This window comes from Porticoccus sp. (assembly GCF_965660005.1).
Lineage (GTDB): Bacteria > Pseudomonadota > Gammaproteobacteria > Pseudomonadales > Porticoccaceae > Porticoccus.
In genome coordinates, this window is sequence record NZ_CBFHYF010000023.1 from 1 (window position 1) to 26,775 (window position 26,775).

Sequence of the window (26,775 nt, forward strand, 5' to 3'; positions counted from 1 at the left end):
GCCGACTGGTTGCCGCAGGGCTTGTTGGCTGAGGTCTACGGAGCTACCACAGAGCTGCAACTGCTGAGTCGCTTAAATGATCCCCGCGGTATGTACTTGCACTGTTTTGACTGCACTGTCGAATAGAGCATTGGAGAGAAGGACAGGTGCCAAAAAAGCGGCCATCAGGCCGCTTTTTTGGTGGGTGTATTGAATGCTGGTGGTCAGCGCTCCAGATATTGCAATTTGTCGGGCACCCCGTCCCACTCTTCGGCGTCCGCCGGAGCCTCTTTCTTCTCGGTGATATTGGGCCACACTTCTGCCAGTTCGGCATTCAGTTCCAGGTAGACCTGCTGATCGGCGGGCAATTCATCTTCGGAAAAGATCGCATCCACGGGACATTCCGGTTCGCAAAGTGCGCAGTCGATACATTCGTCCGGGTGGATGACCAGAAAATTGGGGCCCTCGTAAAAGCAGTCCACCGGGCAAACTTCAACACAGTCAGTGTGTTTGCACTTGATGCAGTTATCGCCGACAACAAAAGTCATGGGTTGCTCTCCGAAAAGCGGGTGATAGAACAGGCGCGCATTATACAGAAATAAAAACGGTTATTTAAACAATCCAGCTGGCAAATTAAATTTGAAGACAGATAGTTGACTTCACAGGACCGGATCATGGCTCCCGAATAAGTTGTTTGAGCGCGTAGAGTTGCTCCAGCGCCTGCTTGGGACTTAATTCATCCGGCTCGATAGCGGTCAGTGTTTCCAGCAGAGCGGTTGAGAGCGGGTCGCGAAACAGCTCCTGTTGCCGGGGTTTGGCTGCCGGTCCAGCCGTTACTACCGGGCGTGCACCCGCTTCGAGGCTGGCCAGCTCCAGCCGGGCCAGCGCGATCACTTCCGCCGGAATACCCGCCAGCTTGGCCACCTGGATACCGTAACTCTGGCTGGCGGGGCCTTCCTGAATGGCGTGGAGGAACACAATGTCATCATTGTATTCGGTGGCATCCAGGTGGACATTGGCCACCCCGGCGGTTTTCTCCGGCAGCCCGGTGAGTTCAAAATAATGGGTGGCAAACAGGGTGAAGGCTTGTACCTTTTCTGCCAGCTGTACCGCGCAGGCCCAGGCCAGCGACAGGCCGTCAAAGGTGCTGGTGCCGCGGCCAATTTCATCCATCAGCACCAGACTCCGGGCCGTGGCATTGTGCAGAATATTGGCCGTTTCCGTCATTTCCACCATAAAGGTTGAGCGGCCGCCGGCCAGATCATCCGACGAGCCGATGCGGGTAAAAATGCGGTCGACCAGACCAATCGTGGCGCTGGTGGCCGGCACGCAGCTGCCGATGTGGGCCAGTAGAACAATCAATGCCGCCTGACGCATGTAGGTGGATTTGCCGCCCATGTTGGGGCCGGTAATCACCAGCATGCGCCGCTGTTCGTCCAGGTTCAGGTCATTGGCGACAAAGGGTGTATCCAGCACCTGTTCAACCACCGGGTGGCGACCACCGCTGATCTCGATGCCCGGTTGCTCTGACAGAGAGGGTGGAATCAGCCCGAGACTGTCGGCGCGTTCTGCCAGACAGACCAACGCGTCCAGCTCGGCCACTGCGGCAGCACTCGCCTGCAGCGGTAGTAGCTGTTCGTTGAGGGTTTCGAGCAGGGCCTCGTAGAGGGCTCTCTCGCGGCTCAGTGCGCGACTTCTGGCGCTTAGGGATTTGTCCTCAAAGGTTTTCAGTTCGGGGGTGATATAGCGCTCGGCATTTTTCAGGGTCTGGCGTCGAATGTAATGGGCGGGTGCCCGCTCGGATTGGCCGCGGGAAATTTCTATGTAGTAGCCATGCACCCGGTTATAGCCCACCTTGAGGGTGTTGATACCGGTGCTGGCTTTTTCCTGCTCCTCCAGATCCACCAGAAACTGGCCAGCATTGCTGCTGAGATTGCGTAGCTCATCCAGTTCGGCGTCATAGCCCTCGGCAATCACGCCACCGTCGCGGATCACCACCGGTGGGTTCTCGGTGATGGCTTCGGTCAGCAGGGCGACCAGCTCGGGGAATTCCCCGGCTTCGTCAAGCAACTGCTGCAGTGGCGAAATATCTGACGACGACAGTTCCCGCTGAATAGCGGGCAGGATACCGAGTGACTGTCGCAGCCGGGTGAGATCCCGTGGGCGGGCTGAGCGCAGGGCTACCCGTCCCAGAATGCGTTCCATATCGCCCACCTGCTTGAGGTGTTCTGTCACCGACTCATGGCAACTGTTCAACCGCAGAGCGGCCACCACCTGCTGTCGACACTGCAGTGCAGTCAGGTTGCGCAGGGGCCGGTTAATCCAGCGATTCAACAGGCGACTGCCCATCGCCGTGCTGGTGCTGTCCATCACCGACATCAACGTATTATCCCTTGTGCCATGCAGGCTGATACTCAGTTCCAGATTGCGCCGGGTGGCGGCATCGAGAATAACGCTGTCGTCGCGGTTCTCATGGCCGATGCTGCGAATATGGGGCAGGGCGGTGCGCTGGGTTTCCCTGGCGTATTGCAGCAGACAGCCGGCAGCAGACAGCGCCAGCGGCAAATGATCGCACCCGAAGGCGGACAGATCCCGGGTGCCAAACTGGTCGGTTAACTGGCGCTGTGCGGTATCCCGGTCAAATTCCCAGGGCTCGCGATGGCGCAGGCCCCGTTGCTGGCTGACCAGTGCCGGGCAGGGAAAATCATCGGCGACCAGCAACTCGGCGGGACTGAGCCGCTGCAATTCGCTCTGCAGACTTTCCGGGCTGTCCACCTCCAGCACCAGAAAACGACCGCTGCCAATATCCAGCGTGGCGATGCCAAACCGGTCATTGTGGTGGGCGATGGCAGCCAGCAGATTGTCCCGCCGCTCTTCCAGCAGCGCTTCGTCGCTGATTGTGCCGGGGGTGACGATGCGAACCACCTTGCGATCCACCGGCCCCTTGCTGGTGGCCGGATCACCGATCTGCTCGCAGATCGCCACCGATTCCCCCAGCTTGACCAGTTTGGCCAGATAGCCCTCCGCCGCATGGTAGGGCACCCCGGCCATCGGAATTGGCTGGCCCGCGGTTTTACCCCGTGCCGTCAGCGTCACATCCAGCAACCGCGCCGCTTTCTTGGCATCGTCGAAGAACAGCTCGTAAAAATCACCCATGCGGTAGAACAGCAGTTCGTGGGGATGCTGGGCTTTGATGCGGAAGTATTGCTGCATCATGGGGGGGTGTTGGGGCATAGCGTCCGTCTGGGCTGTCATCGGTTTGCGGTGGCGCCTCTTTTTTGCGCGGGAAAGCCGCCCATTCTACGACAAGGGCGGTGCAGTAAAAAACTACTGATTTCGTGGGCTTTGTTCTATTGATTAACCGGCGTGCCAATCAGGAATTTGGTGTATAGCATGGCGTCAAATCAAAAGAAATTGTGAAACCGGTTGTACGGCATTAAGGCGAATATCTGTCGTGCGCAGTTTTCGCTCAGATGACTTGGGAGAATGGGTGAAACGCCGGCATTGTCCTTCACGCGCAATGGCTTTATCTGATGTATTCTCTAACATCAAATGTTTCTGCAAGCTGGTAAAACACCTTAAGCTGGAGCTTGGGGGAAAATCAGCCAATACACTTAAAAAATGGTTTGTAGAATCGGGAAAAACCTGACTAATAGATAGGTTTATAATGGGTTTCTACTAAAAATAAGTAACCTTTGTGGAAGATTTTACTGTGGCGAATAAAGTGGATAGGGTGCCGAACTTCCCTCACGAAAGATTTCTCAAGTATGCCAAAGAACAACCGGATGCCCTTGCAATAGTAAGTGAGCACGCGCAACTGACCTACAGGGAACTCGACCTTTCTGCGGACAGATTGGCGAATTACCTGGCAACCCGTGGCGTCACAGCCAATAAGATTGTAGCGATACAGTTAGAGCGTAGCCCGGAAATGATAGCGAGTGTTCTTGCGGTACATAAGGCGGGCGGCGGTTGTGTCTTTATTGAGCCGACTGTGCCTTTAGTCCGATTGCAGAAAATGATGGGCCTTCTGCAACCCTTGTTCGTCATAACCAGCAAAAAATACGTGGAAAACTATAGCGAAAATGAAGTCCCCGTCATACTCGTGGACGATCCCGATCCATTGTTAAGTGAATCACCGGGTATTCAGAATGAAGTAAACGCGTCTTCAGAAGATATTGCACATATTTACTTCACTTCCGGATCTGAGGGAGAACCAAAAGCTGTTGTTTTTCCCTATGGTTGGCATGTTCAGGGCGATCTTCCGGAACCGATGTCTGAGAGACATTTGTTAAAAACAGACTCTGGAACCACGTTTACGCGTGCAGAAATCATGCGCCCACTTACCCGGGGGCAGACGTTGTACATTGCTCCTCCCGGGTTGGAAAAAAACTTTCGGAAGCTGGCTGAATATATTGCAAATAATGCGCTGACACACTTGATCTGCACGCCCACGGCATTGAGAGAGTTGTTAGCTGTGGAAGAAGTAAAAGCCTGTATATCCCTCCGTTCCGTAACCTGTTCAGGGGAAAAGATTACCGTTCAGGTCAAGCGTGAGTTTTTCTCCAGGCTCAATGCAGAACTATTTGTCAGTTATGGGTGTACTGAGGTTCCGGGAGCTGTGTCATATGCCATGACCGGGGATAGTGACCCCGATTTTGATGTCGTTGGAAAGGTGTCCCCTTTCATGGAAGCCTATGTTCTGAACGACAGCATGCATCAATTGCCCGTAGGGGAGGAAGGCGAGATATACCTTGGTGGCTTGATGGCAAAAGAGTATTTAAATGATCCAATACTGACGCGCAATAAATTTATACCAAACCCTTTTTCAGTAGAGGACAGTGCTCGTTTGTTCAAGACAGGCGATCGAGGTCGTTGGATGAGAGGGGGTTATTTGCAGGTCTTGGGTCGCTCGGATGGTCAAGTCAAAATCAACGGATTCCGTATTGAGATTTCCGAGGTCGAAGCAATTATTTTGAGTCTCCCGTTTGTAAGGCAGGCGGTTGTAGTTACGGCGAAGAGCAGCGCCGGGGGTGCAAACTTAATTGCTTATGTTGTTGTGAATTCCGGAACTATTTCGGTCGGCGACATCCGCGCTGCACTGGATAACATGCTGCCTGACTACATGATGCCGGCGAAAGTCTTGTTGTGCCAGTCTCTTCCTGTTACATCCAGTGGAAAAGTTGATCGAAAGGCACTGACATCAAGGACTTTCGATGACAGTACCCCAAAAGCGAGACTGAGGAAGCCGGATGATTGTGAGAAGCAGCTTATTTCTATCTGGAGAAGTCTTCTAGACATCCCGAAAATTGATGTTCAGGACAATTTCTTTGATCTTGGTGGCAATTCGTTACTTGCAGCACAGATGATCGACCAGATTGAGCGGTTTTTTGGTGTAAAACTACCGTTGGACACGGTTTGGTTTCGGGGGGGGGCAATTGAGTCCCTGGCATTGCTCCTTCGTGATCATGCCAGGGCAAATGAAGACTCCCCTCTGGTAAAAATAAAGGATGGGGAAGGACCACCGCTTTTTTTTGTGCATGTGCGTGGCGGACACCTGAGCGATTACTACCACCTTGCCCGGTGTTTATCACCGGACCAAACGGTGTTTGGGCTTCAGGCCCGCGGTATTTTTAAGGAAGAGTATCCGGACTGTAATGTATCCAGTATGGCGGGCCACTGTATTCAGAGTATGCGAAAAGTTCAAAAGACGGGACCCTATTTGATTGCAGGGTATTCCAGTGGCGGAATTGTGGCATATGAGATGGCTCAACAGTTACACGGAATGGGAGAGAGGGTGAGTCTGCTGGTGCTGTTGGATACGTTTTGCCCGTCGATTGGACGCTCAAATCGCTGGAAAAAAGCTTTCAGACGTTTGGCCAAGGGGAAGACTCATAATTTAAGGGATGCCCTCTACTCTGCGGTGGTAAGAGGGTTGAAACTTGATGGGGTTTTAAGGTTTCGGGATATGCATGCCGCCCATAGATGGGCCTATAGGCACTACCTGCCGTCTGCCTACGGGCACGATGTCGAGTTTATTGTGGCGACGCATTCAATCAACAGGGTGAATGACCCTTTGCTCGGGTGGGGTGATTATTTCATCAAGGGCTGTCACGCTCATCAGTTCACTGCGAATCATGTGAATATAATCAAGTACCCGAGAGTGGTTGATGTGGCACGGTTGCTGCAGAATCGTATAGATGCAGTTGTGAAATAAACCCAACGCATATGGTGGAATCCATTCCTTTTAATGAGGTCCATATCTGGACAGTTTGGCTCAATACTGATGAGTTCGATCTGTGTGAAAATCCTACTACATTTTGCGCGGAGGAGGTCGGTCGTGCGGACCGCTTCAAGTCAGAGCAATTAAGAAAACGCTTTCTTCTTGGCCGATCAAAACTACGTTGTATTCTGTCGTTATACACGGGATGTTCTCCTGATGATTTGCGCTTTTCATGCGGATCTCATGGCAAATCAGTGCTGGCCAGTTGCCCAACTATCAAATTTAACCAGGCCTATTCATCTAGCCTGCTTGTGGTTGCAGTATCCCACGATCGGGAGGCGGGTATTGATGTGGAAAAAAATCGCAACGATGATTTCGGCGGCGTAGCAGGACGTGTATTCTCGGACAGGGAAAATAGCGTGTTGGCGAAGCTCCGTGGCAGAGATAGGGCAGATGCCTTCTTTCGTATCTGGACGCGCAAGGAAGCGTATGTAAAAGCGTTGGGTGTAGGGTTTTCTTATGCAATGCAGGGATTCTCGGTTTCCTGGCTCGCTGGAGATACTGATGTACTTCTCTGTGATGAGGCCAGTGAAGCGGCGGCAACCTCCTGGCGGGTGACCGAGATTAACGCACCTGCTGGATATTACGCAGCTTTGGCTGCCGCAGGAAGAGATTGGACATGCCGTTATCGCCAGTTGTAGCTGAAAGTTCAACCATCGGGGTGCCACTCATAAAATTCCAGACTGGAAACCTCTCTAAAACCGAACCGTGCACAGGTAGAAAACGAGGAGTTGCGCTGGGATTGAATGATGTGCGTAGTGACCCCCTGTCTTTCGGCAACTTCAATCCGGTGTTGTAACAGTGCAGAGTATACGCCGTGGTTTCGGTATTCGGGGAGGACTGCTGCACCCAAAAGCATGTGTACCCTGCTGTTTTCTAAAAAGCAGGATTTTGCGTATCCAATGGGGCCCTCTTTATTGTTTTCGTAGGCAAAATAGACGGTTGTTGTAATGTTCGCATCCCTGGACATGATAAGGCGCACGTATTGATCGTTATTAACTCCCGATGCTCTGATGACTGCATCCATCTGAGCATCGACGACCTCCTGATCGACTTCCTGAATATCCAGATCAATCCCGTGACAGGTGTTGGTCACTCCACTTGCCCTCTCTAGAGCCATACCCGCAACCCGGTGAAACCGCGCCGGGTGAAATCCGGAGGCAATAAGCTGTTCGGGTAGTTTTTCCTCGATTTGTCGCTCGTCCACTACCCAGGTGAATCCGGCTTTAGATGCTTTGTAGAATTGCTGAACAGCCTGAATTTTTTCTGCACTACAGGTATTAATTGTGCAGGCGACCCGGTTCGCCCAGGCATCTTTAATTGGCGTAAGCCAGCCTCTGATGTCGGCAATTTCGAGTTTTTTAATGGTGGTGCGCTTCTCATTTATAAAGAGTGCGTCAAAAATGGTTTCAGTTAAGTTGCGTTCTGTCATTGTCGGGGCCGCTTTCCTTACTATGAGTGCCGTGTCTATTGGCTAAAATCTGCATAAATACCTGGTGATTCAGAGCGCAGTGGCTCCTGAGGTCGAGCGGAAGTATATCGAAGGGAACGGGTTTCGAGCCATAAAATCGCAACGTTTAAATTAAAAAACGATTTAAACTTTGGCCGACTATGCGGGTGAATGGGGTATGGCACAGGACAAGTTGTAGGACACCCAGGCCAGTGGTGGTGAGTTCCAGCGCCAGCAAATTCCGATGGCCGCTTTCGTGGGTGAGGCAGTGTGCTCGGGCAATCCCAATAAATGGGAAACTAGGGCATACTTGAAGACTGTTTTAGCGTCGGCCAGTTCGTCCGTCGGCAGTCTGATTTAAGGAATCCCATTGAAACCTAGAAGACCTCACCCTAAAGTCAGACGGCAATCGCCAAACCGCCCGATTGAATTCCTGATTGAGAGCATCGACCCGATGGGGCAGGGGGTGGCAAAGATTGACAGCAAACCCTGTTTCATCGCCAAAACGTTGCCCGGTGAACAGGGTTCTGCAACCATTACCCGCGCCAGCAAAGGGGTGCTGTTTGCCCGGATGGACAGCCTTTCCAGTACCGCTGAAAACCGTATTGCGCCGGCCTGCGAGCATTTTGAGCAGTGCTCCGGCTGTCACTTTCTGCACACGGATTATGAAAGCGAACTGACCTACAAGCGCAATGCCCTGGCGGATCATCTCAAGCGGCTCAGTGTGGAGACCCCCGACATTCGCGTGGCGCCTGCCGAGCAGCGGCTGGGCTACCGCAATCGCATGCAGTTGCACTACCGTCACAAGTATCTGGGTATGATCGACCCGGTCACCGATGCTGTTTTGGAAATTCCGCACTGCCAGGTGATTGATGAGCGACTTCGCGAGACCTTTGACAGCCTCTACCAGGACAAAAGCTGGACTGAAAATCACCAGGGCCAGGGGCATTGTGAGCTGTATCTGACCGATGACGGTGTCAGCGTGCAATGGGATCAACCCTATGCCCATGGCGGTTTTACCCAGGTCAACAGGGCCATGAATGAGGTGCTGCGGGAGACCGTAAGAGCTCAGCTGGACGATCTTGAGGTCGGGACGTTGCTGGATCTGTTCTCCGGAGAGGGCAACCTGTCAGATTTGATTCTGCCGGAGCACCCCGGTATCGAGCGGGTGATGGTGGACTATGCGCCGGAGCGGGCGAAGTTAAAGGAAGAACTCAGCTTTATTCATCTGGATCTTTTTTCCGACACGGCGTTGCGGGCCTTCAAGGCGCGTACCGAGCACACCCGTTTCGATGTGCTGCTGGTGGACCCACCCCGCAAGGGCTTTGCCCACCTGACGCAGTGGGTCAAAGCCTACCGGCCAAAGAAACTGATTTACGTCAGTTGCAGCGCCCCCACCATGGTGCGCGATTTGCAGTTGCTGGGTGGTGATTACCGGATCGAACAAGTGAATCTGATTGATCTGTTTCCCGGCACCTATCACTATGAAACACTGGTTACCATTACCTTTAAATAAGGGTATTTGCATCGCCTCTTTAATCAGCAGATCAGTTGCAGTAAGTTGTCGGCATGGATAATCAAACGGTTTCGCTGTCGGCCCAGCTGGGAGAGTTGTTGCTCAATCGCCGTGCCACGGTTACCTGCGCGGAATCCTGTACCGGTGGCGGCGTCGCCAGTGCCATCACCGGGATTCCCGGCAGCTCCCAATGGTTCCAACTGGGGCTGGTGACCTACGCCAACAGTGCCAAGCAGCAGTTGCTGGGGTTGTCCCCCGACGTGCTTGCCGCTGAGGGTGCAGTCAGTGAGGCGGTGGTCATCGACATGGCCCGGGCTGTCCTAGCCCTCGCCGGTGCCGATATCAGTGTGGCCGTGAGCGGTGTGGCGGGGCCGGATGGCGGTACCGAGGCGAAACCGGTGGGAACAGTCTGGTTTTGCTGGATGCTTCGCGATGGCTCTCCGGTCGCTCGCTGCTTCAGGTTTGACGGCGACCGCGTGGCGGTGAGAGCGGCCGCAGTGCAGCGGGCGTTGCTGGGACTGATTGAATTGTTGGATAATTAACTACTGTATGACTATACAGTAGTTTGGCGTTGCGTTAAGCTAGCCCATTCTCTACACAGATAGCAAAGGAGACCTTTCATGGATCCAAACAAGGAGAAAGCCCTACAGGCGGCGCTCGGTCAGATCGAGCGGCAATTCGGCAAGGGAACTGTCATGCGGATGGGCGACCGGGAACATGTGGTCATGCCGTCTATCTCAACCGGGTCGCTGGGTCTGGATATAGCACTGGGCATCGGTGGCCTGCCAAAGGGTCGGGTGGTGGAAATTTATGGCCCCGAATCCTCCGGTAAAACCACGTTGACGCTGCAGGTGATTGCCGAGGCGCAGAAAAAAGGCGGCACCTGTGCTTTTGTGGATGCGGAACATGCGCTGGATCCCGACTACGCCGAAAAACTCGGCGTCAATGTGGACGACCTGATTGTCTCCCAGCCGGATACCGGTGAACAGGCTCTCGAGGTCACCGATATGCTGGTGCGTTCCGGGGCCATTGATGTGCTGGTGGTGGACTCGGTGGCGGCCCTGACGCCCCGCGCAGAAATCGAAGGTGAAATGGGCGACCACCATGTGGGTTTGCAGGCCCGTCTGATGTCACAGGCACTGCGCAAACTCACCAGTAATATCAAACAGGCCAACTGTCTGGTGATCTTTATTAACCAGATCAGAATGAAGATCGGGGTAATGTTTGGCAATCCGGAAACCACCACGGGGGGTAATGCCCTGAAATTTTATTCCTCGGTGCGACTCGATATCCGCCGTATCGGTGCCGTCAAGGAAGGTGAGGAAGTAGTGGGTAACGAAACCCGCGTCAAGGTAGTTAAAAACAAGGTATCCCCGCCGTTCAAGCAGTGTGAATTCCAGATTTTATACGGTGAGGGCATCAATCATCTGGGTGAAGTGGTCGATCTGGGGGTGAAGTGTGGTTTGATTGACAAGGCGGGTGCCTGGTATGCCTATAACGGCACCAAAATTGGGCAGGGCAAGGCGAATGCCTGTGAGTACCTGAAGGAAAACCCGGCCATTGCCGACGAGGTTGAACAGAAAATCCGCCAGCAGTTGATGGCCCCGGCCAAACCCCCGAAACAGGAGTCGCCAGCGGATTCTGTAGAAGCCGAAGAGATTCAAAACTGACCGCTGTGAACAGCTGACTGCAGGAGGTTACAAAAAACCGCATCAGCTTGAGGGTGCGGTTTTTTTGTGGCTGCTATCTTTCTCTGATTCAATGCCAGTTCGATTGTCAGTGATTCTCAGGGGATATTTCCCGAAGGGGCGGTAACCAATTAATGGATATATCAGAACTGGTTTTCTACAAAAGTATGCTGGTGCTGGGTTTTCTGCTCCTGCTGTTTGTTGCTGAACGCAAATGGCCCGCTGCACAAACACCCGGTGCCATTGCCACCCCTCGTCGACTCGGTAAAAACCTCTCGTTGTGGCTCTGTAATAGTGCCCTCTCACCACTGATCGTGCTGCCCATTATCCTGTTCGCTGTGAGCCAGAGCAGTCATTGGCGAACTGGCTGGCTGGAGGGTGGTTGGGGTATTGTGTTGGATATACTGTTGCTGGATCTTTGGATTTACTGGTGGCACAGGGCCAATCACCGTCTACCTCTATTGTGGCGTTTCCACCGGGTGCACCACCTCGATCAGTGGCTGGACGTGACCTCAGCCGTGCGTTTCCATTTTGGTGAAGTGGTGTTGTCGTCGCTGGTGCGTGGCGCCGTTATTCTGCTGATCGGGTTCCCGCTGCTCTCGGTGATTCTCTTTGAATCGCTGGTGCTGGTAATGGCCGGTTTCCATCACTCCAATATTCGTCTGCCTGCGAATCTCGAGAGGCGACTATCGCGGGTGATGGTGACACCCTCCATTCACTGGGTGCACCACCATATTGACCAGTGCGACACAGGCAGCAATTATGGCGCTATATTCAGTTTCTGGGATCGCCTGTTTGTCAGTCGATCCGGCAAGGTTCGTGAGCCGACCATGCCCATTGGCCTGAATCAGTCAAAGGACGAAGGGTTGTGGTCCCTGTTGTTGGCACCATTCCGGCCTTGAATGTTGTGCCGGCTTTCCAGTGCTTTTACCCATGAAACAGTCAATTACCGGATTCGTCCGGCAGGAGTGGATCGATGGATAGTTATCAGGAACTGATCAGTGTAATTGCCCTGACTGCCGGCGTCGGTTGGGCCAGTGGCATCAATTTGTATGCGCTGGTCCTGGTGCTGGGCATAGCGGGAGCCACCGGCAATATCCAGTTGCCCGCGGAACTGATTGTGGTGCAGAGCCCGATGGTGATTATGGCCGCCGGGGTCATGTATCTGATTGAATTTGTTGCCGACAAAGTGCCGGGGGTGGATACCGGCTGGGATACCCTGCATACCTTTATTCGAATACCGGCCGGGGCCATGCTGGCCGCGGGGGCGTTGGGTGATGTCACACCGGCGCTGGAAATTGCGGCGGGGTTGATGGGAGGTACTCTGGCCGGCGCCAGCCATCTCACCAAGGCCTCCACCCGGGCGCTGATCAATACGTCTCCTGAACCCGTCAGCAACTGGACCGCATCCGTCAGTGAAGATCTGCTGGTGTTGGGAGGGCTGTGGACCATGTTTAATCACCCGTTACTGTTCCTCTGCCTGATGGTACTGTTTATTGCGCTGGTGATCTGGTTGTTGCCGAAGTTATGGCGACTGATTAAAAAGATTTTTCGCAAGATTGGTGAGTGGCTGGGCATTGTCGAGAAGCCCGTCGCCCGGACCGTTCCGGATGCCGAACCGCCGGTTGCGCCGCCGCTGGAGGAGCGGTCGCCTTGAAGAAACGCGACGAATTGGACCCGCAGCGTTTGATTCGCCACCGGGCCATGGATCTGCTGGCCCGTCGTGAGCACTCCGCCCATGAATTGCAGGCCAAGCTGGTGGAGAAGTTTCCCGAGCACGCCCCGCTGGTAGAGCCGGTGTTGGCGGGGCTGACGCGGGACAATCTGCAATCTGACCAGCGTTTTGCTGAGTCCTATGTTTGCGCGCTTATTCACCGTGGGCAGGGGCCCTATCGGATTCGTCAGGCACTACAGCAGCGGGGGGTCGATACGTCCCTGGCCGAGCAGACGATTGCCGTTTGCGATGAGGACTGGTTTGAATTGGCCGTTCAGGTGATGCATAAGAAATACGGGCGTCAGCCCTGTACCGATTTTACCGAGCGGGCGAAGCGCAGCCGTTTTTTGCAGTATCGGGGATTCAGTGCCGAGCAGATTCGGGCCTGCTTTACTGATAATGAAAAGTATGATGACTGAAAATCTGTTCCAGGCAGCGATCGATCCAGCAATCCAGCCGGTAGTTTTCAATGAATCCGCAGTGCCCACCAAATTCTGTCACGACAAACTTTAGCGCGTCGGGGCGGTGAATCTTTTCCAGATCGCTCACCGGTACAATCGGGTCATCCATGCTGGTGACGAGATAGGCCGGCACGCTGAGACTACACAATCTGTCGCCGCTCAGTGCGTAGGCTGAGAAGTACTGGCTTGCATCGCTGAAAGGGGTGAAGGTAGGCACAAAGAAGTCATTCAGGGCGCGCAGTGACGGGAACTGCGGCAGCGGCCTGTGATCCAGCAGGCCGGGGAAAAAATGCAGCTTTTCTTCCAGCGAACGACGCCACCTGTCGAAGAAATGGTTGCGGTAAATCGGGCCGTCCATAATGCGATCCATGGCATGTGCAGGATCCACGGGCGGACAGATGGCCACTACTGACGACAGCGGTATCTCGGTGCCGACATCGGCGGCGATGCGCAGGGCAAAATTGCCGCCCAGTGAATAGCCGGCCAGGGAACAGCGCCGGTGAGGTTGTTGCCGCAAAAAATCCATGATGGCACTGGCAACCTCCTCGGACAGGGTGGAGTTGAACGTCCCGCTGTTGAGATGCAGGTTCCCACCGTGGTCGCGAAGGTTGAGTCTCAACACATTGAAACCGCGCTGGTAAAGATAGTGGGCGGCGGAGAGTATATAGGTGGACTCTGCGCTACCCTCCCAGCCGTGCAATAACACAGCCAGTTTATTATTGTCGCGATCTGCCCGATCAAATGCTGCCAACAGTTTTACCGCCTGACCATCGTGTGAGCCGTTGAGCAGGAAGGTCTTGCTGCGTGCTCTCATGGCCAGGCAGCGATTGTTAACCAGCCATCGTCTGGGACCTGCGTTGCTGAGCAGGCTCTGGAGATGTGCATTGCGCAAGCCGGGCGGTGGACAGAAATCGGCTAGCTGGGTATGCATGACGGTTACTTGAACTCCCGGGGTGAATCCGGGCTATCATAGCATTCATTGAATCAAGGGCCTGCGCGCACGCATTTGGTTGTCGCTGTTGTAACTGACCAGTGCTACTTGGTGTCACTGAACCGCGCTCATTCCGTCTGGCTGGAAGCAAAAATGACCTCCAGTACTGATATCAAATGAATGTGAACAGCACACAAATACATGGCTCCAGGAACGGATGCCTCGGGATACAATCTAACAGTCATGTTTGGACCATTTTAACTGAGGTGTGCAATTGAAATCGTGGAAGCGCTGGATCATCTTCTGGGTCGTTCTCACTGTCGTTCCCCAACAACTTGTCGCCGATGAGTCGCACCGGCATGATTCGCCAGAAATCCGGCAGCATTCAGAACCTGAAATGATTACCGAGGCCGATCTGGCCCTGTGGGGGATTGTTGACGGTTGTCTCAACAGCAAACTGGTGCACTATTTTTATGTGCTGAACTCCCATGCGGCAGTGATCGAACTGGTCGGTGGTAAAAAAGTGCTGATGCGTTTTCATGGCGATTGCCAGGGTGTCGAGCAGTACGGCTTTGTTCACACGGCGCAGAATAATAAATTTTGTGCGGGATCCCATTCAATCAGAGTGTTGCAAACCGGTGACCGCTGTAAGGTGAAGTCGCTTGAACCCTATCCCTGATAGAATTTCCGTCACTGTTATTGTGAGTCAACCATGTTACTGAGATCTCTGTTCATTTGCCTTCGACCGGTTGTGTTGCTGATAGGTCTGTTGCCGATGGGCGCCATTTCGCTGGAGCTCAAGGGGGAACTGGTGCAGGGCGGCCTGCTGATTGGTCGGGTATCGCCCGGCGAACAGGTTGAAGTCATGGGCCGTTCGATCAAGGTGGATGATCGGGGCCTGTTTGTGTTTGGCCTTGGTCGGGATGCGCCCGCAGAAATCAGGCTTACCCTTACCAACGGTGATGATGAAGTGACGACTTACCGTTATGCGGTGGCGCATAGAGTCTATCGTGAGCAGCGAGTGGAGGGCGTGCCACAGCAGACCGTCACGCCGCCACCGGACGTGCTGGAGCGAATTCGACGCGAGGCGGAACTGGTGCGTGAGGCGAGGACAGTGGATGATCGTCGAACGGATTTTCTGTCCGGTTTTGTCAAACCCCTTGATGGGCCGATCACCGGCGTCTATGGCAGCCGGAGAGTTTACAACGGGACACCGGGCAGCCCTCACTACGGTCTGGATATTGCCGCCCCTACCGGCACTGATGTTTTTGCCCCGGCTCCAGGCGTGGTGACACTGGTGCATCACGACATGTTTTATTCCGGTGGCACGTTATTGATCGATCACGGTTACGGTGTCAGCTCTACCTTTATTCATCTCAATGAAGTACTGGTTGAAAATGGCCAGCGGATACTCCCCGGTGATCTGATTGCCCGTGTCGGAGCCACTGGTCGTGCTACCGGCCCACATCTGGACTGGCGAATCAACTGGTTTGATGTCCGTCTTGATCCGGCGCTGGTGCTTGAGCACTTCCCCGCAGCAAAGTAATGCAACCTGATATGTCAGGCATAGTCTTGGCGCTGCCTTTACCTTAAACTTCAGTCCTGCAATTTTTGCTGGGCTCGGGATCCGCCATGATTGATAAAAAACTACTCAGTATTCTGGTCTGTCCGGTGAGCAAGGGTTCACTGGAATATGACAGGGAAAAAGACGAGTTGGTCTGTCGGGCCAGCGGTCTGGCCTACCCGATTCGCGATGGCATTCCAGTGATGCTTAAAAGTGAGGCCCGGCCGCTCAGCACCGATGAAAAGCTCGCTGACACTCACTAGCTGGAGGCCAACCAACAATGCCGGAAGAAACGATCTTCAGTCGAATCATCAAGGGTGAAATTCCTGCGGACATTGTCTATGAAGATGAAGTCTGTATCGCCATCAGGGACGTTGCCCCCAAGGCGCCGACACATTTGTTGGTGATTCCACGAAAACCGATTTCACGGCTGGTTGATGCTTCTCCGGAGGACCAGAAAATCCTCGGACATCTCATGCTGGCGGTCGGCGATATCGCCCGCAAAGCCGGGATTGGTGATGCCTTCCGGGTGGTGATCAACAATGGCGCAGGGGCTGGTCAGACAGTGTTTCACCTCCATTTGCATATTCTCGGCAATAAATCGTTTTCCGAGGCGGAACTCGGATTCTGATGATCGCCAGATACACGATTGGTTAACCGGCTCTGACTAGGGCCATGGAATCTGATTTTTTATGAAAAGTGCTGAAATACGTGATGCTTTCCTGAACTATTTTGCCAGCCAGGGGCACGCGGTTGTTCCCAGTAGCAGCCTGGTGCCAGACAACGACCCGACGCTGCTGTTCACCAATGCCGGTATGGTACAGTTCAAGGATGTCTTTCTGGGCGCCGAAAAGCGGCCGTACTGCCGTGCCGTCTCTTCGCAACGCTGTGTCAGGGCGGGAGGCAAGCACAACGACTTGGAAAATGTGGGCTACACCGCGCGTCACCATACCTTTTTTGAAATGCTCGGCAATTTCAGCTTTGGCGACTACTTCAAGCGCGATGCCATCCGCTTTGCATGGACGTTCCTCACCGAGGTGCTCGGGCTGCCGCAGGAACGTCTGTGGATCACTGTGCATGTCTCCGATGATGAGGCCGCGGATATCTGGTTGAACGAGGTGGGCGTCAGCCCTGAACAATTCTCCCGCCTCGACGAGGATAACTTCTGGCAGATGGGCGACACCGGTCCCTGTGGCCCGAGCTCGGAAATTTTCTACGACCATGGCCCGGACGTGCCCGGCGGGCCCCCCGGCAGCGAAAATGACGATCTGGATCGCTATATCGAAATCTGGAATCTGGTTTTCATGCAGTTTGAGCGCAGTGCCGACGGGCGTCAGACGCCCCTGCCGAAACCTTCCATCGACACCGGTATGGGGCTGGAACGCATCGCTGCGGTGATGCAGGGTGTGCACAGCAACTACGACATCGATCTGTTCCAGGCATTGCTCAGGGCCGCTGCCAAAGTTACCGGTACTGATGACCTGGAAAACAAGTCGTTGAGAGTCATTGCGGATCACATCCGCTCTTGCAGTTTTTTGATCGTCGACGGTGTGCTGCCGGCCAACGAAGGGCGCGGCTATGTGCTGCGACGTATCATTCGCCGCGCTGTTCGCCACGGTCACAAGCTGGGTCAGACCAACCTGTTTTTCCACAAGCTGGTGGTGGCGCTGGTGTCCGAAATGGGGGAGGCCTACCCGGAGCTTGCCAAGGCTCGGGCTCAGGTGGAAAAGGTATTGCTGGCGGAAGAGCGGCAGTTTGAGAAAACCCTCGACAAAGGCATGGCCCTGCTTGAATCGGCCCTCGATGATCTGCCGGGGGATGTCATTCCCGGAGAGCTGATCTTTACCCTGTACGACACCTTTGGTTTTCCGGTGGATCTGACCAATGACATCGCCCGGGAACGCGGGCTGTCGCTGGATATGGCCAGTTATGAAACAGCCATGGAACAGCAGCGTCAGCGAGCGCGCAGTGCCGGTGCCTTCAAGGTGGACTACGGTCATTCGCTGGCGCTGGATGGTGCCACGGCATTTACCGGGTACGACAGTCTTTCCAGTCAGGGTGAGGTCCGGGCATTGCTCGGGGAGGGCATTCCGGTCGGGCAGCTTGCCGCTGGGGAGGAAGGGGTTGTGGTGCTCGATCAGACCCCGTTCTATGCGGAATCCGGTGGTCAGGCCGGCGACAGCGGTTATCTGCTCGCCGATGGTATTGAATTTGAAGTGCGCGACTGTCAGAAGCAGGGCGGTCATTACCTGCATATCGGTACACTTTTGTCCGGCACGATCATTGAGGGACAAAAACTGGACGCCCGGGTCGACAATGCGGTGCGCGCTGCGACAGCACTCAACCACTCTGCTACCCACCTGCTACATGCTGCGCTGCGGGACATTCTCGGTGATCACGTCACCCAGAAAGGCTCACTGGTGGATAGCAAGCGGCTCCGTTTTGACTTCAGTCATCCCGAGGCGGTCGACGCAAAACAACTGAAAGCCATTGAACGCCGGGTCAATGAGGAAATCCGCCGCAACAGCCCGGTGCAAACAGAAATCTGTGATATGGATACCGCCAGCCAGAAAGGCGCGATGGCCTTGTTTGGCGAGAAATACGGTGATCAGGTTCGGGTGTTGACGATGGGGGGAGGCTTCTCCGTCGAGCTCTGTGGTGGCACCCATGTGCTGCGTACCGGCGACATCGGTTTATTCAGGATTGTCGGTGAAACCGGCATCGCCTCCGGTGTGCGCCGTATCGAGGCGGTGACTGGTGCCCATGCGCTGGCTTACCTGGATGGGCTTGAAGACCAACTGGTGCATATTGCCGATCTTGTCAAAGCGCGACCAGTGAATGCCGCCCAAAAAGTGGCAGCACTCTGCGTCGAGATGAAAGCACTGGAGAAGGAAAACGCCCAGCTCAAGGGCCGCCTGGCCAGCAGTGCGGGCAGCGACCTGGCTGACCAGGCGACAACGGTCGATGGTGTTCGGGTTCTGCTGGCTGATATCAAGGACGCGGACCCGAAATCCCTGCGCGATACCGTGGATCAATTGAAGAACAAGCTGGGTCCATCGGTCATCCTGCTGGCGACGGTGAATGATGGCAAGGTCGCGCTGGTTGCCGGGGTGACGTCTGATCTTACGGGACGTCTGAAAGCGGGTGAGCTGGTGCAGCGTGTTGCCGTGGATCTGGGCGGCAAAGGCGGTGGCCGTCCCGACATGGCTCAAGGTGGTGGCACCGATGTGGCGGCCCTTCCAGTGGCGTTGAAGTCAGCGGCCGAGTGGGTGCGACAACAGCTTTCCGGTTGAAATCCGACACACTATTTCCCGGTTAACTTTGTCAATTATTTGGTGTTTAATTGCCGCCCACTTCTGGCGGACTAAACTGTAGAGTATTCATGAGTCTGATTGTACAAAAATACGGCGGCACCTCGGTTGGCACCATAGAGCGCATTCAGGCGGTCGCCGAGAAAGTCCACGCTTTCCGCAGTCGCGGTGATAGCGTGGTGGTGGTGGTTTCTGCCATGAGTGGCGAAACCAATCGCCTGATTGGGCTGGCCAGAGAGATCGAGGCTGAGCCCAGTGCGCGGGAGATGGATGTTCTGGTTTCCACTGGTGAACAGGTCACCATTGCGCTGTTGACCATTGCCCTTCACAAGCTGGGTTGTGATGCCCGTTCCTATACGGGTGGACAGGTGCGGATTCTCACTGACGACGCCCACTCCAAAGCCCGTATTCAGGAAATTGATGCACATCGCATGCAGCAGGATCTTGCGGTTGGGCGGGTGGTAGTGGTGGCCGGTTTTCAGGGTGTCGACGACAATGGCAATATCACCACACTGGGTCGCGGTGGCTCCGATACCACAGCCGTTGCCCTGGCTGCCGCCCTCAAAGCTGATGAATGCCAGATTTATACCGATGTGAATGGTGTTTACACCACCGATCCGCGGGTGGTTGCCAATGCGCGCCGACTGGATCGAATCACCTTCGAAGAAATGCTGGAAATGGCCAGCCAGGGTTCTAAGGTATTGCAGATACGTTCGGTCGAGTTTGCCGGAAAATACAAAGTCCCGTTGCGGGTGCTGTCCAGCTTTGTGGATGGCCCCGGTACATTGATCACCCTGGAGGACGACGACGATATGGAAAAACCGGTTGTTTCAAGCATCGCGTTCAACCGCGATGAAGCCAAGCTGACCATCCGCGGTATTCCCGATGTGCCCGGAATTGCCTCAAAAGTGCTCGGTGCAGTGGGCCGTGCGAATATCGAGGTCGACGTGATTGTGCAGAATGTTGCCCATGACAATACCGCCTCCCTGACCTTTACTGTCCACCGCAATGAACTGTCAAAAGCCAAAGAGGTTCTTGAGCGCATTGCCACCGAGCTCGGTGCCTCGGAAGTTGATACCAATGCCAGTATCGCCAAGCTGGCCTTGGTGGGGGTTGGGATGCGGTCTCACGCTGGTGTCGCCGCCAGAATGTTTGAGGCGCTGGCGCAGGAAAATATCAACATTCAGATGATCAGCACCTCCGAGATTAAAATCACCGTCGTTATCGATGAAAAATATCTCGAGTTGGCTGTGCGTGCCCTGCACAGTGCCTTCGAGCTCGAAGAGTCCGATAGGGAAGAGTAGACGCTATTTACCGCAATATGGAATGGTTGGTATAGTTCCCCCCGCCCGAATGTGGAAGCGTTGTTATCCATCAGGGAGGTGGCCCGCTGAATAACAATAACAATGCTGGGTTAAAACAGGAAAGGCAGCGGAGACGTTGTTATTTGGCAGTATACAGGAGCTAAACCATGTTAATTCTCACGCGTCGGGTCGGGGAAACCCTCATTATTGGTGATGATGTCAGTGTCACCGTGCTCGGAGTCAAGGGCAGCCAGGTTCGTCTGGGTGTGGATGCACCCAAAGAAGTTTCCGTTCACAGGGAAGAGATTTACCAGCGGATTCAGCAGGAAAAAGAAGACGATCAGTAACCCTCGTCCACTTTGATTTTCCAGTTGGTATGTTATCATGCCGCCACTTTTTAAGAGGCGTTTTCTGGTGCCGTTCCAATAGTTTGGTGCGATGGTCGTAGGACTGTTTCTACCAAAGCTTTATAAGGCAATATAAGTTAGATGATGATTGGTGAGGTGGCCGAGCGGCTGAAGGCGCTCCCCTGCTAAGGGAGTATAGGCTAATACCCTATCGAGGGTTCGAATCCCTCCCTCACCGCCACAAATAAAAAAACCCGGCCCTGTGCCGGGTTTTTTTATTTGTCTGTGACGGGAGCCCTGGATGAGAGCCCCCGTTCGACAAAACGGCTTGACCGTTTTGGGCGCCGGTGCGTGCAACGGCGGGGTGAAACCCCGAGCCGCCCTGCGGCGAGCCAATCCCGACCCTGCAATCCGCTGTCGTGCCATGGGAACAACTCATACCGGCCCTGCGCCGGGTTTTTTATTTGTCTGTGACGGGAGCCCTGGATGAGAGCCCCCGTTCGACAAAACGGCTTGACCGTTTTGGGTGCCGGTGCGTGCAACGGCGGGGTGAAACCCCGAGCCGCACTGCGGCAAGCCAATCCCGACCCTGCAGTCCGCGCCTGTATTGCAGTTAGCAGTTGCTGTCACTGAATATCCGCTACTGTCTGCAAGAATTCGCAGTCATCTCTATACTGTTATCTCAGCGCCAGACTTTGCAGCGTGGATAAAATGGATCAGAAAGTGACAGGTTTGATTTTATGAAGAGAGCTATTGAGGGTTTCCACCTGGATCGCTTCCAGGAGTGGGTGGCGGAGCTGGAATGTGGCCACGCATTGCAGATGAAGCACAACCCGCCTTATATGGAATGTCGTTGGATTGGTACCGGCAAGGGACGCCAGGAGCATATCGGCGACAGTGTCGAGTGCGTGGATTGTGATATGCCTAAAATACCCGATGGAATGACCCGGATCGAAACCAGTCCCGTTTACCAGCGTTCGGATATGCCCGCTGAATGGCAGAATGGCTTTTCCACCGAAGCGGGAATATGGGGCCGGGTTGTGATCAAGCAGGGTATGCTGCAGTTTGTTATTGAGCCGGGTGCAGCCGCCAGCCGTGGTTTTCTCCTCGACAGGGACTTTGCCGGCATTATGGCTCCCGGCCTCTCGCACAGCCTCAGTCCGGCAATGGGTGACGTGCAGTTTTACATCGAGTATTTCACGGCCTGATACCCGCTTGTCGGGCCTATCGTTTCAGTAGAAAAAGCGGGTTTTCGGACAGAGTTGTTTAATGTGCCGTAAAGTCACTATACTGATTCGACGGATTCGAAAATTGGGTCAGTGCGATTACGTGGCGCCCCCTCGATTTATAAAACCTGTAGAGTGCGTTCCATAGTGAATTGAAACAGGTGATTGATTTCCGGACAGGTCGTGCAGTCTGTTGCACAATGGGATGTGACATGAATTTTTAATATAAAACAAATAGATATAATTCATGATCCCGTTAAAAAAAGTTGGTACACCTATTGCATAGATAAAATACTCTCTCGGTAGTGGTCGTTTTTTCGGTCACACTGATGTGCAGTTTATAACCCTAACTATTCTCGGCTAGTAAAAGAACTAAGGTAACTCGATATGGGAATGCTAATAAATATCGATAATGGCGGTACGCTCACAGATATCTGTGTGCTCACAGACAATAACTTCTACAAGACCAAAACCCTGACCACACCTTACGATTTGAGTAAGTGTTTTTTTGACGGACTGCGGTCTGCTTCCAAAGCAGTTTACGGAGAAGAAGATGTCGCCCGGTTGTTGGCTGAAGTGGATCACATCCGCTATTCAACCACCCAGGGAACCAATGCCATTGTTGAACGTAAAGGTCCACGACTCGGCTTGATCATCAACAAGGGCTCTCCGCTGCCTGCCCGTTTGCGTGAGCAGGATTCAGAGCTCTACGACTTCCTGATTGGCGACAGAGTGGCTGAAGTTAATCTGGCAGACGTTGATGATGAAGCAAAGGGTGCCGATACCACGTCGGTGATTACCCGGCTCACCTCGGTAGGTGCCAACCGCATTGTGGTCTGTTTTGAATCTGACAAGGCTGACGAGTACGAAGCACAATTCAAACGGATCGCTTTTGACAATTACCCCCGTCACCTGCTCGGTGCTGTACCCATGTTGTTTGCCAGTGAGCTGGCCGATGATGTGTCCACTGAGCGCCGCGGCTGGACTGCAATGATCAATTCATTCCTGCACCCGGCGATGGAAAACTTCCTCTACAACGCAGAAAACCGCCTGCGTGAATACCGCACCAAGAACCCCCTGCTGATTTTCCGCAATGATGGTGATGCCTCGCGCGTCGCAAAAACGATTGCCGTAAAAACCTACAGCTCCGGTCCACGCGGTGGTATGGAGGGCGTTAAAACCTTCAGCAAGCAATACAACCTGTCCAATGTGCTCTCCATGGATGTTGGTGGTACCACTACGGACATCGGTCATGTGATTGACCACAGTGTGCACGAGCAGCGTCGCGGTACGGTTGAAGGTGTTCCCATCTCCTTCGGGCTGTGTGAAATTGCCAGCCCGGGTGTCGGTGGAAGCTCCATCCTCGCCGTCAAAAACGGGGCTATCCAGGTAGGGCCGGAAAGTGTCGGCGCAGTACCTGGTCCGGCCTGTTTTGGTCGCGGTGGCAAGAATGCGACTATCACCGATGTGAGCCTGCTGCTCGGCCTGCTGGATCCATCCACCTATTTCGGTGGCGGCCTGGCTCTCGATCTCGAACGGGCTCGCACAGCAATCGCAGAAAATATTGCTGCGCCGCTGGGAATTACCGCGGATGAAGCCCTGCTCAAGTTGCGCGATGCGTTCGAGCAGAAAATTGCTGGCGAATTGAAATCTTTTGGCGACATTGACAGTGATACCGTCCTGCTCGCCTTCGGTGGAGCCGGTCCGATGAATGCCTGTGGTATCGCCGAAGACTGCGGTATCTCCACCGTATTTGTACCCAAAATGGCTGCGGTCTTCAGTGCCTTTGGTATGGGTTCCTGCGACATCGGCCAGAGCTATTCCACGGTGTTGACCGGCAATCGTCAGCAGGCGCTGGAAGCAGCCTATGCTGCACTGGTTGAGCGCGGTGAGCGAGACATGTTTGCCGAAGGCTACGCCAAGGGTGAATACGAGGTTGTCGCCAGACTGGTGGCAGAGAAAGCTGGTGTTGACTCCGTTCATGTATTGGGACACACCATTTCCATTCCGCAGGACATGGCAAAAGCAGACGATGTGACGCTTGAAGTTTCAGTACGCAAAAAACTGAAAACGGAAGATAACAAGCATGCCGGTGTTTCCAAAGGAGCCCAGGCCAAATCCACCAAAAACCGCTCACTGTTTGCTGGCGGCGCTGGTTGGAATGATGTGCCTGTCTATGAAGTGAATAATATGCAGCCGGGTGACTACGGTACCGGTCCGGCTATCCTTGAGGAAGAATTCTTTACCTGTCTGGTTCGCGAAGGTTGGGAATTCGTGGTGACTGAGCTGGGCGATATCCGCCTGACCAAGGGGGACAAATAATGAAAGTATTGATGACTGAATACCTCCGTATTGACCTGGATACGGAAAACTGGGAGTGCCGGGTCTGTGACCATGTGGTTGCTCCAGCCCGCGGCAACTACAAAGAGGGTTTGCTGGTCTATAACCGCGATCCTGCCGATATTCACCCGTCGATTATTGACCCTGAAAAATACCGTTTCACCTTCTGTCCCGACAGGGAGTGGGTCAACATCTACGAATTTTACTGTCCGTCCTGTGGCACCCAGGTGGAGGTTGAATACACCTTCCCCAACCATATGCCGCTATATGATATGGAAGTAGACGTTGATGCCCTGAAAGAACAGTGGAGCCACCGCGAAGAGATTCTCGAGCCGGTGAAAGGCCCCAATATTCTGGTAGATCGCTGTCACACCCACAAGCACTGATAGAGCTTGTCGATTGGTGATTGAATAAATTAGGTCTGTTTTAGGAAAAAGGTTATGAAACGTATATCAGTTGATATCGGTGGTACGTTTACCGATTGCTTTGTGGTTTGGGATGACAAGTACATTGAAACCAAAGCGTTGACCACCCACCAAAACCTGGCCCTCGGTTTTAACGAGGCCCTGGAAAATGCATACACTGAACTCGGTCTCACCATGGAGAGCATCCTGTCCGGTGTGGATTCCGTTCGTTACGCTACCACGCTGGGCACCAATGCCCTGATCGAGCACAAAGGCCCCCGTATCGGCATGCTGGTGACAGCAGGCTACGAGGCGATGGTGCCACTCAGCCGCGGTCGCGGTTATGGTGAAGGCCTCGACGAGCTGGGCAAGCAGAACCTGCCCGATGCCCAGCGTCCTGCCCCACTGGTTCTGCCACACATGATCGAGGGTGTTCGTGAACGCCTCGGCTTCCAGGGCGAACTGGTTATGCCCCTAGACGAGCCGGATGTGCGCGTCAAGATCAGAAAGTTGGTGGACAAGGGCGCTCAGGCGATTGTGGTCTGTCTGGTCAACTCTGTTGTGAACCCCGCCCACGAAAAGCGTGTTGAGCAAATTTTGCTGGATGAGTACCCCTCACATCTGTTGGGTTCGATTCCGGTTATCCTGTCCCACCGCGTTGCCGGTCGGAAGGGTGAATATGTTCGCGCAACCTCGGCGATTGTGGATGGCTATCTGCACTCCACCATGTATCACGCCATGAGCCAGCTGGAGCAGAACCTGCGCTCCAACAAGTACGAAAAGCCGATGTTGGTAATCCACAACTCCGGTGGTATGGCGCAGTTGAACTCCACTGACGCCCTGCAAACCATTCACTCCGGTCCGGTTTCCGGTATCAGTGCCGCAGAGCATCTGGCAAAAGAAGCCGATCTGGGCAGCGTGGTGGCCACCGATATGGGTGGTACTTCCTATGATATCGGTATCGTGGTTGAAGGCGGCATCAAGCACTATGACTTCAACCCGGTTATCGACCGCTGGCTGGTGTCTGTGCCCATGGTCCACCTGGTTACCCTCGGTGCCGGTGGTGGTTCCATCGCCAGCTTTGACCGGATGTACAACGCAGTTGCCGTCGGTCCGAAAAGTGCCGGCTCCGACCCCGGTCCCGCCTGTTATGACCGCGGTGGCATGAGTCCTACTGTCACTGATGCCGACCTGGTGCTGGGTTATCTCGATCCCACCAACTATGCCGGCGGCCATATTCCGTTGAACCCCAAGCGTTCCGTATTTGCCATTGAGGAAACCCTCTGTGACGATCTGGATGTCTCGCCGATTGAAGCGGCACTGCTGATCAAGGAAAAAGTTGACAGCAACATGGCTAACGGTCTGCACACCGAGTTGCGGGTTCGCGGTTATGACCCTGAAGACTTCACCATGCTCGCCTATGGTGGCAACGGTCCGCTGCACTGCTGTGGGATTGCCAGCAATCTGAGCATTGACAAAATCCTGGCACCACCCATGAGTTCCGTCTTCTCTGCAGTGGGTGCAGGCAACATGCACCAGATGCACATTCATGAAATGTCACTGTTCATGGTGTTGTACGATTCCAACACTCGCAAAGTGTATGACGACTACAAGCGCTTCAATGACATCGTTGTCGAACTGAGCGCCCGTGGTCAAAACGACCTGATGCGTCAGGGCATGAAGCTGGAGGATATCCGTTATTCGCTCGAACTGGATATGCGCTACGGTAACCAGCTGGTACAAACCACCGTGGTCGTGCCCAAGCACACCCTGGAATCTGCCATGGATGTCATGAATATCCTGCAACAGTTCTCCACGGACTACGGCAAGCGTTTCGGCGAAGGCAGTCAGGCACCGGAAGCGGGTATTCGTATCAATACCATCCGTGTGGCTTCATTTGTGGAGCACGATACCGTGCACTTCAAACACATCAAACCGATTCCCGAAAGTGAGCGCTCTGCACCGCCGGAGCCGATTGCCAAACGCACCTGCTACTTTGTCAGCACCGGCGCCAAGGCAACCGAGACACCGGTCTGGCACAAGAATGACATCTCTCCGGGAACAGAAATTGTCGGCCCCGGTATCGTGGCCTCGGATGTAACAACCTACTTGATTGAACCGGGCTGGAAGTATGTCTCTGCCGAGCAGGGCGCCGTATGGTTCTTCCGCACCGATGCACAAAATTGAGTGGATATAGGGGTATTTGATTATGAATAACGAAACAAACAATTCAGCTTTGCAAGATCAGGAGCTGATCGAG

23 protein-coding genes and 1 tRNA gene are annotated in these 26,775 nt (G+C 54.2%); 20 read left to right on the forward strand and 4 right to left on the reverse strand.

The genetic code is table 11. The features are described 5' to 3' along the window. Nucleotides 1–203: 203 nt before the first annotated feature. Nucleotides 204–527 carry a ferredoxin FdxA gene (gene fdxA / locus ACTF5G_RS06495; protein WP_438952013.1) on the reverse strand — a complete coding sequence of 108 codons (324 nt, stop codon included), beginning with the start codon at nt 525–527 and terminating at the stop codon, nt 204–206. A gap of 124 nt (nt 528–651) precedes the next feature. After that, entirely contained in the window at nt 652–3,213 is a 2,562-nt protein-coding gene (gene mutS, locus ACTF5G_RS06500; RefSeq protein ID WP_438952014.1) for a DNA mismatch repair protein MutS, read from the reverse strand. A 463-nt stretch (nt 3,214–3,676) separates the two neighbouring features. Between mutS and ACTF5G_RS06505 the strand changes: the two genes are divergently transcribed. Further along, nucleotides 3,677–6,193, forward strand: coding sequence for an AMP-binding protein (locus tag ACTF5G_RS06505; protein ID WP_438952015.1), 2,517 nt, complete (start codon nt 3,677–3,679; stop codon nt 6,191–6,193). Nucleotides 6,194–6,204: 11 nt separating this feature from the next. Next, nucleotides 6,205–6,900: a 4'-phosphopantetheinyl transferase family protein gene (locus ACTF5G_RS06510; protein WP_438952016.1), complete on the forward strand. Its 696-nt coding sequence runs from the start codon at nt 6,205–6,207 to the stop codon at nt 6,898–6,900. Between the two features lie 8 nt (nt 6,901–6,908). Here ACTF5G_RS06510 and ACTF5G_RS06515 read toward each other — a convergent pair whose 3' ends face one another. Next, on the reverse strand, nt 6,909–7,691 hold the full coding sequence (locus tag ACTF5G_RS06515; RefSeq protein WP_438952017.1) for a GNAT family N-acetyltransferase: 783 nt from the start codon (nt 7,689–7,691) through the stop codon (nt 6,909–6,911). A gap of 388 nt (nt 7,692–8,079) precedes the next feature. Between ACTF5G_RS06515 and ACTF5G_RS06520 the strand changes: the two genes are divergently transcribed. The 6 genes from ACTF5G_RS06520 to ACTF5G_RS06545 all read left to right on the forward strand — a co-directional run bounded on the left by ACTF5G_RS06520 (nt 8,080) and on the right by ACTF5G_RS06545 (nt 13,046). Continuing rightward, nucleotides 8,080–9,225, forward strand: a complete 1,146-nt coding sequence (locus tag ACTF5G_RS06520; RefSeq protein WP_438952018.1) for a class I SAM-dependent RNA methyltransferase — start codon at nt 8,080–8,082, stop codon at nt 9,223–9,225. 53 nt (nt 9,226–9,278) lie between these two features. Continuing rightward, nucleotides 9,279–9,767, forward strand: a complete 489-nt coding sequence (locus ACTF5G_RS06525) for a CinA family protein (protein ID WP_438952019.1) — start codon at nt 9,279–9,281, stop codon at nt 9,765–9,767. A gap of 78 nt (nt 9,768–9,845) precedes the next feature. Next, nucleotides 9,846–10,895: a recombinase RecA gene (gene recA / locus ACTF5G_RS06530; RefSeq protein ID WP_438952020.1), complete on the forward strand. Its 1,050-nt coding sequence runs from the start codon at nt 9,846–9,848 to the stop codon at nt 10,893–10,895. 152 nt (nt 10,896–11,047) lie between these two features. Beyond that, the gene (locus ACTF5G_RS06535) at nt 11,048–11,815 is read left to right on the forward strand and encodes a sterol desaturase family protein (RefSeq protein ID WP_438952021.1); all 768 of its coding nucleotides are present in this window, start codon (nt 11,048–11,050) and stop codon (nt 11,813–11,815) included. Between the two features lie 74 nt (nt 11,816–11,889). Further along, the gene (locus ACTF5G_RS06540; protein WP_438952022.1) at nt 11,890–12,570 is read left to right on the forward strand and encodes a DUF4126 domain-containing protein; all 681 of its coding nucleotides are present in this window, start codon (nt 11,890–11,892) and stop codon (nt 12,568–12,570) included. Continuing rightward, nucleotides 12,567–13,046 carry a regulatory protein RecX gene (locus ACTF5G_RS06545; protein ID WP_438952023.1) on the forward strand — a complete coding sequence of 160 codons (480 nt, stop codon included), beginning with the start codon at nt 12,567–12,569 and terminating at the stop codon, nt 13,044–13,046. Before ACTF5G_RS06540 ends, ACTF5G_RS06545 begins: the two co-directional genes overlap by 4 nt. Here ACTF5G_RS06545 and ACTF5G_RS06550 read toward each other — a convergent pair. Then, a complete protein-coding gene (locus ACTF5G_RS06550) occupies nt 13,018–14,019 on the reverse strand; it encodes a YheT family hydrolase (protein ID WP_438952024.1) in 1,002 nt (333 codons plus the stop codon). The genes ACTF5G_RS06545 and ACTF5G_RS06550 overlap by 29 nt on opposite strands. A 274-nt stretch (nt 14,020–14,293) precedes the next feature. Here ACTF5G_RS06550 and ACTF5G_RS06555 point away from each other — a divergent pair, with 274 nt between their 5' ends. From ACTF5G_RS06555 to ACTF5G_RS06610, 12 genes are all read left to right on the forward strand, one after another. Continuing rightward, complete coding sequence (locus ACTF5G_RS06555) at nt 14,294–14,698, forward strand: hypothetical protein (protein ID WP_438952025.1); 405 nt, start codon at nt 14,294–14,296, stop codon at nt 14,696–14,698. A 33-nt stretch (nt 14,699–14,731) separates the two neighbouring features. After that, entirely contained in the window at nt 14,732–15,565 is an 834-nt protein-coding gene (locus tag ACTF5G_RS06560) for a M23 family metallopeptidase (protein ID WP_438952026.1), read from the forward strand. 86 nt (nt 15,566–15,651) lie between these two features. Continuing rightward, entirely contained in the window at nt 15,652–15,846 is a 195-nt protein-coding gene (locus ACTF5G_RS06565; RefSeq protein WP_438952027.1) for a Trm112 family protein, read from the forward strand. 17 nt (nt 15,847–15,863) lie between these two features. Then, the gene (locus tag ACTF5G_RS06570; protein ID WP_438952028.1) at nt 15,864–16,214 is read left to right on the forward strand and encodes a histidine triad nucleotide-binding protein; all 351 of its coding nucleotides are present in this window, start codon (nt 15,864–15,866) and stop codon (nt 16,212–16,214) included. Between the two features lie 61 nt (nt 16,215–16,275). Beyond that, the gene (gene alaS, locus ACTF5G_RS06575) at nt 16,276–18,876 is read left to right on the forward strand and encodes an alanine--tRNA ligase (RefSeq protein WP_438952029.1); all 2,601 of its coding nucleotides are present in this window, start codon (nt 16,276–16,278) and stop codon (nt 18,874–18,876) included. A gap of 89 nt (nt 18,877–18,965) precedes the next feature. Then, complete coding sequence (locus ACTF5G_RS06580; RefSeq protein ID WP_438952030.1) at nt 18,966–20,198, forward strand: aspartate kinase; 1,233 nt, start codon at nt 18,966–18,968, stop codon at nt 20,196–20,198. Nucleotides 20,199–20,365: 167 nt separating this feature from the next. Further along, nucleotides 20,366–20,545 (forward strand): carbon storage regulator CsrA, encoded by a 180-nt coding sequence (gene csrA / locus ACTF5G_RS06585; protein WP_438952031.1) that lies wholly within the window; start codon nt 20,366–20,368, stop codon nt 20,543–20,545. Nucleotides 20,546–20,695: 150 nt separating this feature from the next. Then, nucleotides 20,696–20,786 (forward strand) — tRNA-Ser (locus ACTF5G_RS06590). Nucleotides 20,787–21,285: 499 nt separating this feature from the next. Beyond that, nucleotides 21,286–21,753, forward strand: a complete 468-nt coding sequence (locus ACTF5G_RS06595) for a DUF3565 domain-containing protein (protein ID WP_438952032.1) — start codon at nt 21,286–21,288, stop codon at nt 21,751–21,753. Nucleotides 21,754–22,158: 405 nt separating this feature from the next. Continuing rightward, entirely contained in the window at nt 22,159–24,093 is a 1,935-nt protein-coding gene (locus tag ACTF5G_RS06600) for a hydantoinase/oxoprolinase family protein (RefSeq protein WP_438952033.1), read from the forward strand. Continuing rightward, nucleotides 24,093–24,497: an acetone carboxylase subunit gamma gene (locus ACTF5G_RS06605; RefSeq protein WP_339639645.1), complete on the forward strand. Its 405-nt coding sequence runs from the start codon at nt 24,093–24,095 to the stop codon at nt 24,495–24,497. The genes ACTF5G_RS06600 and ACTF5G_RS06605 overlap by 1 nt, the downstream gene beginning before the upstream one ends. Before the next feature lie 54 nt (nt 24,498–24,551). Continuing rightward, entirely contained in the window at nt 24,552–26,702 is a 2,151-nt protein-coding gene (locus tag ACTF5G_RS06610) for a hydantoinase/oxoprolinase family protein (RefSeq protein ID WP_438952034.1), read from the forward strand. Nucleotides 26,703–26,775 lie beyond the last annotated feature (73 nt).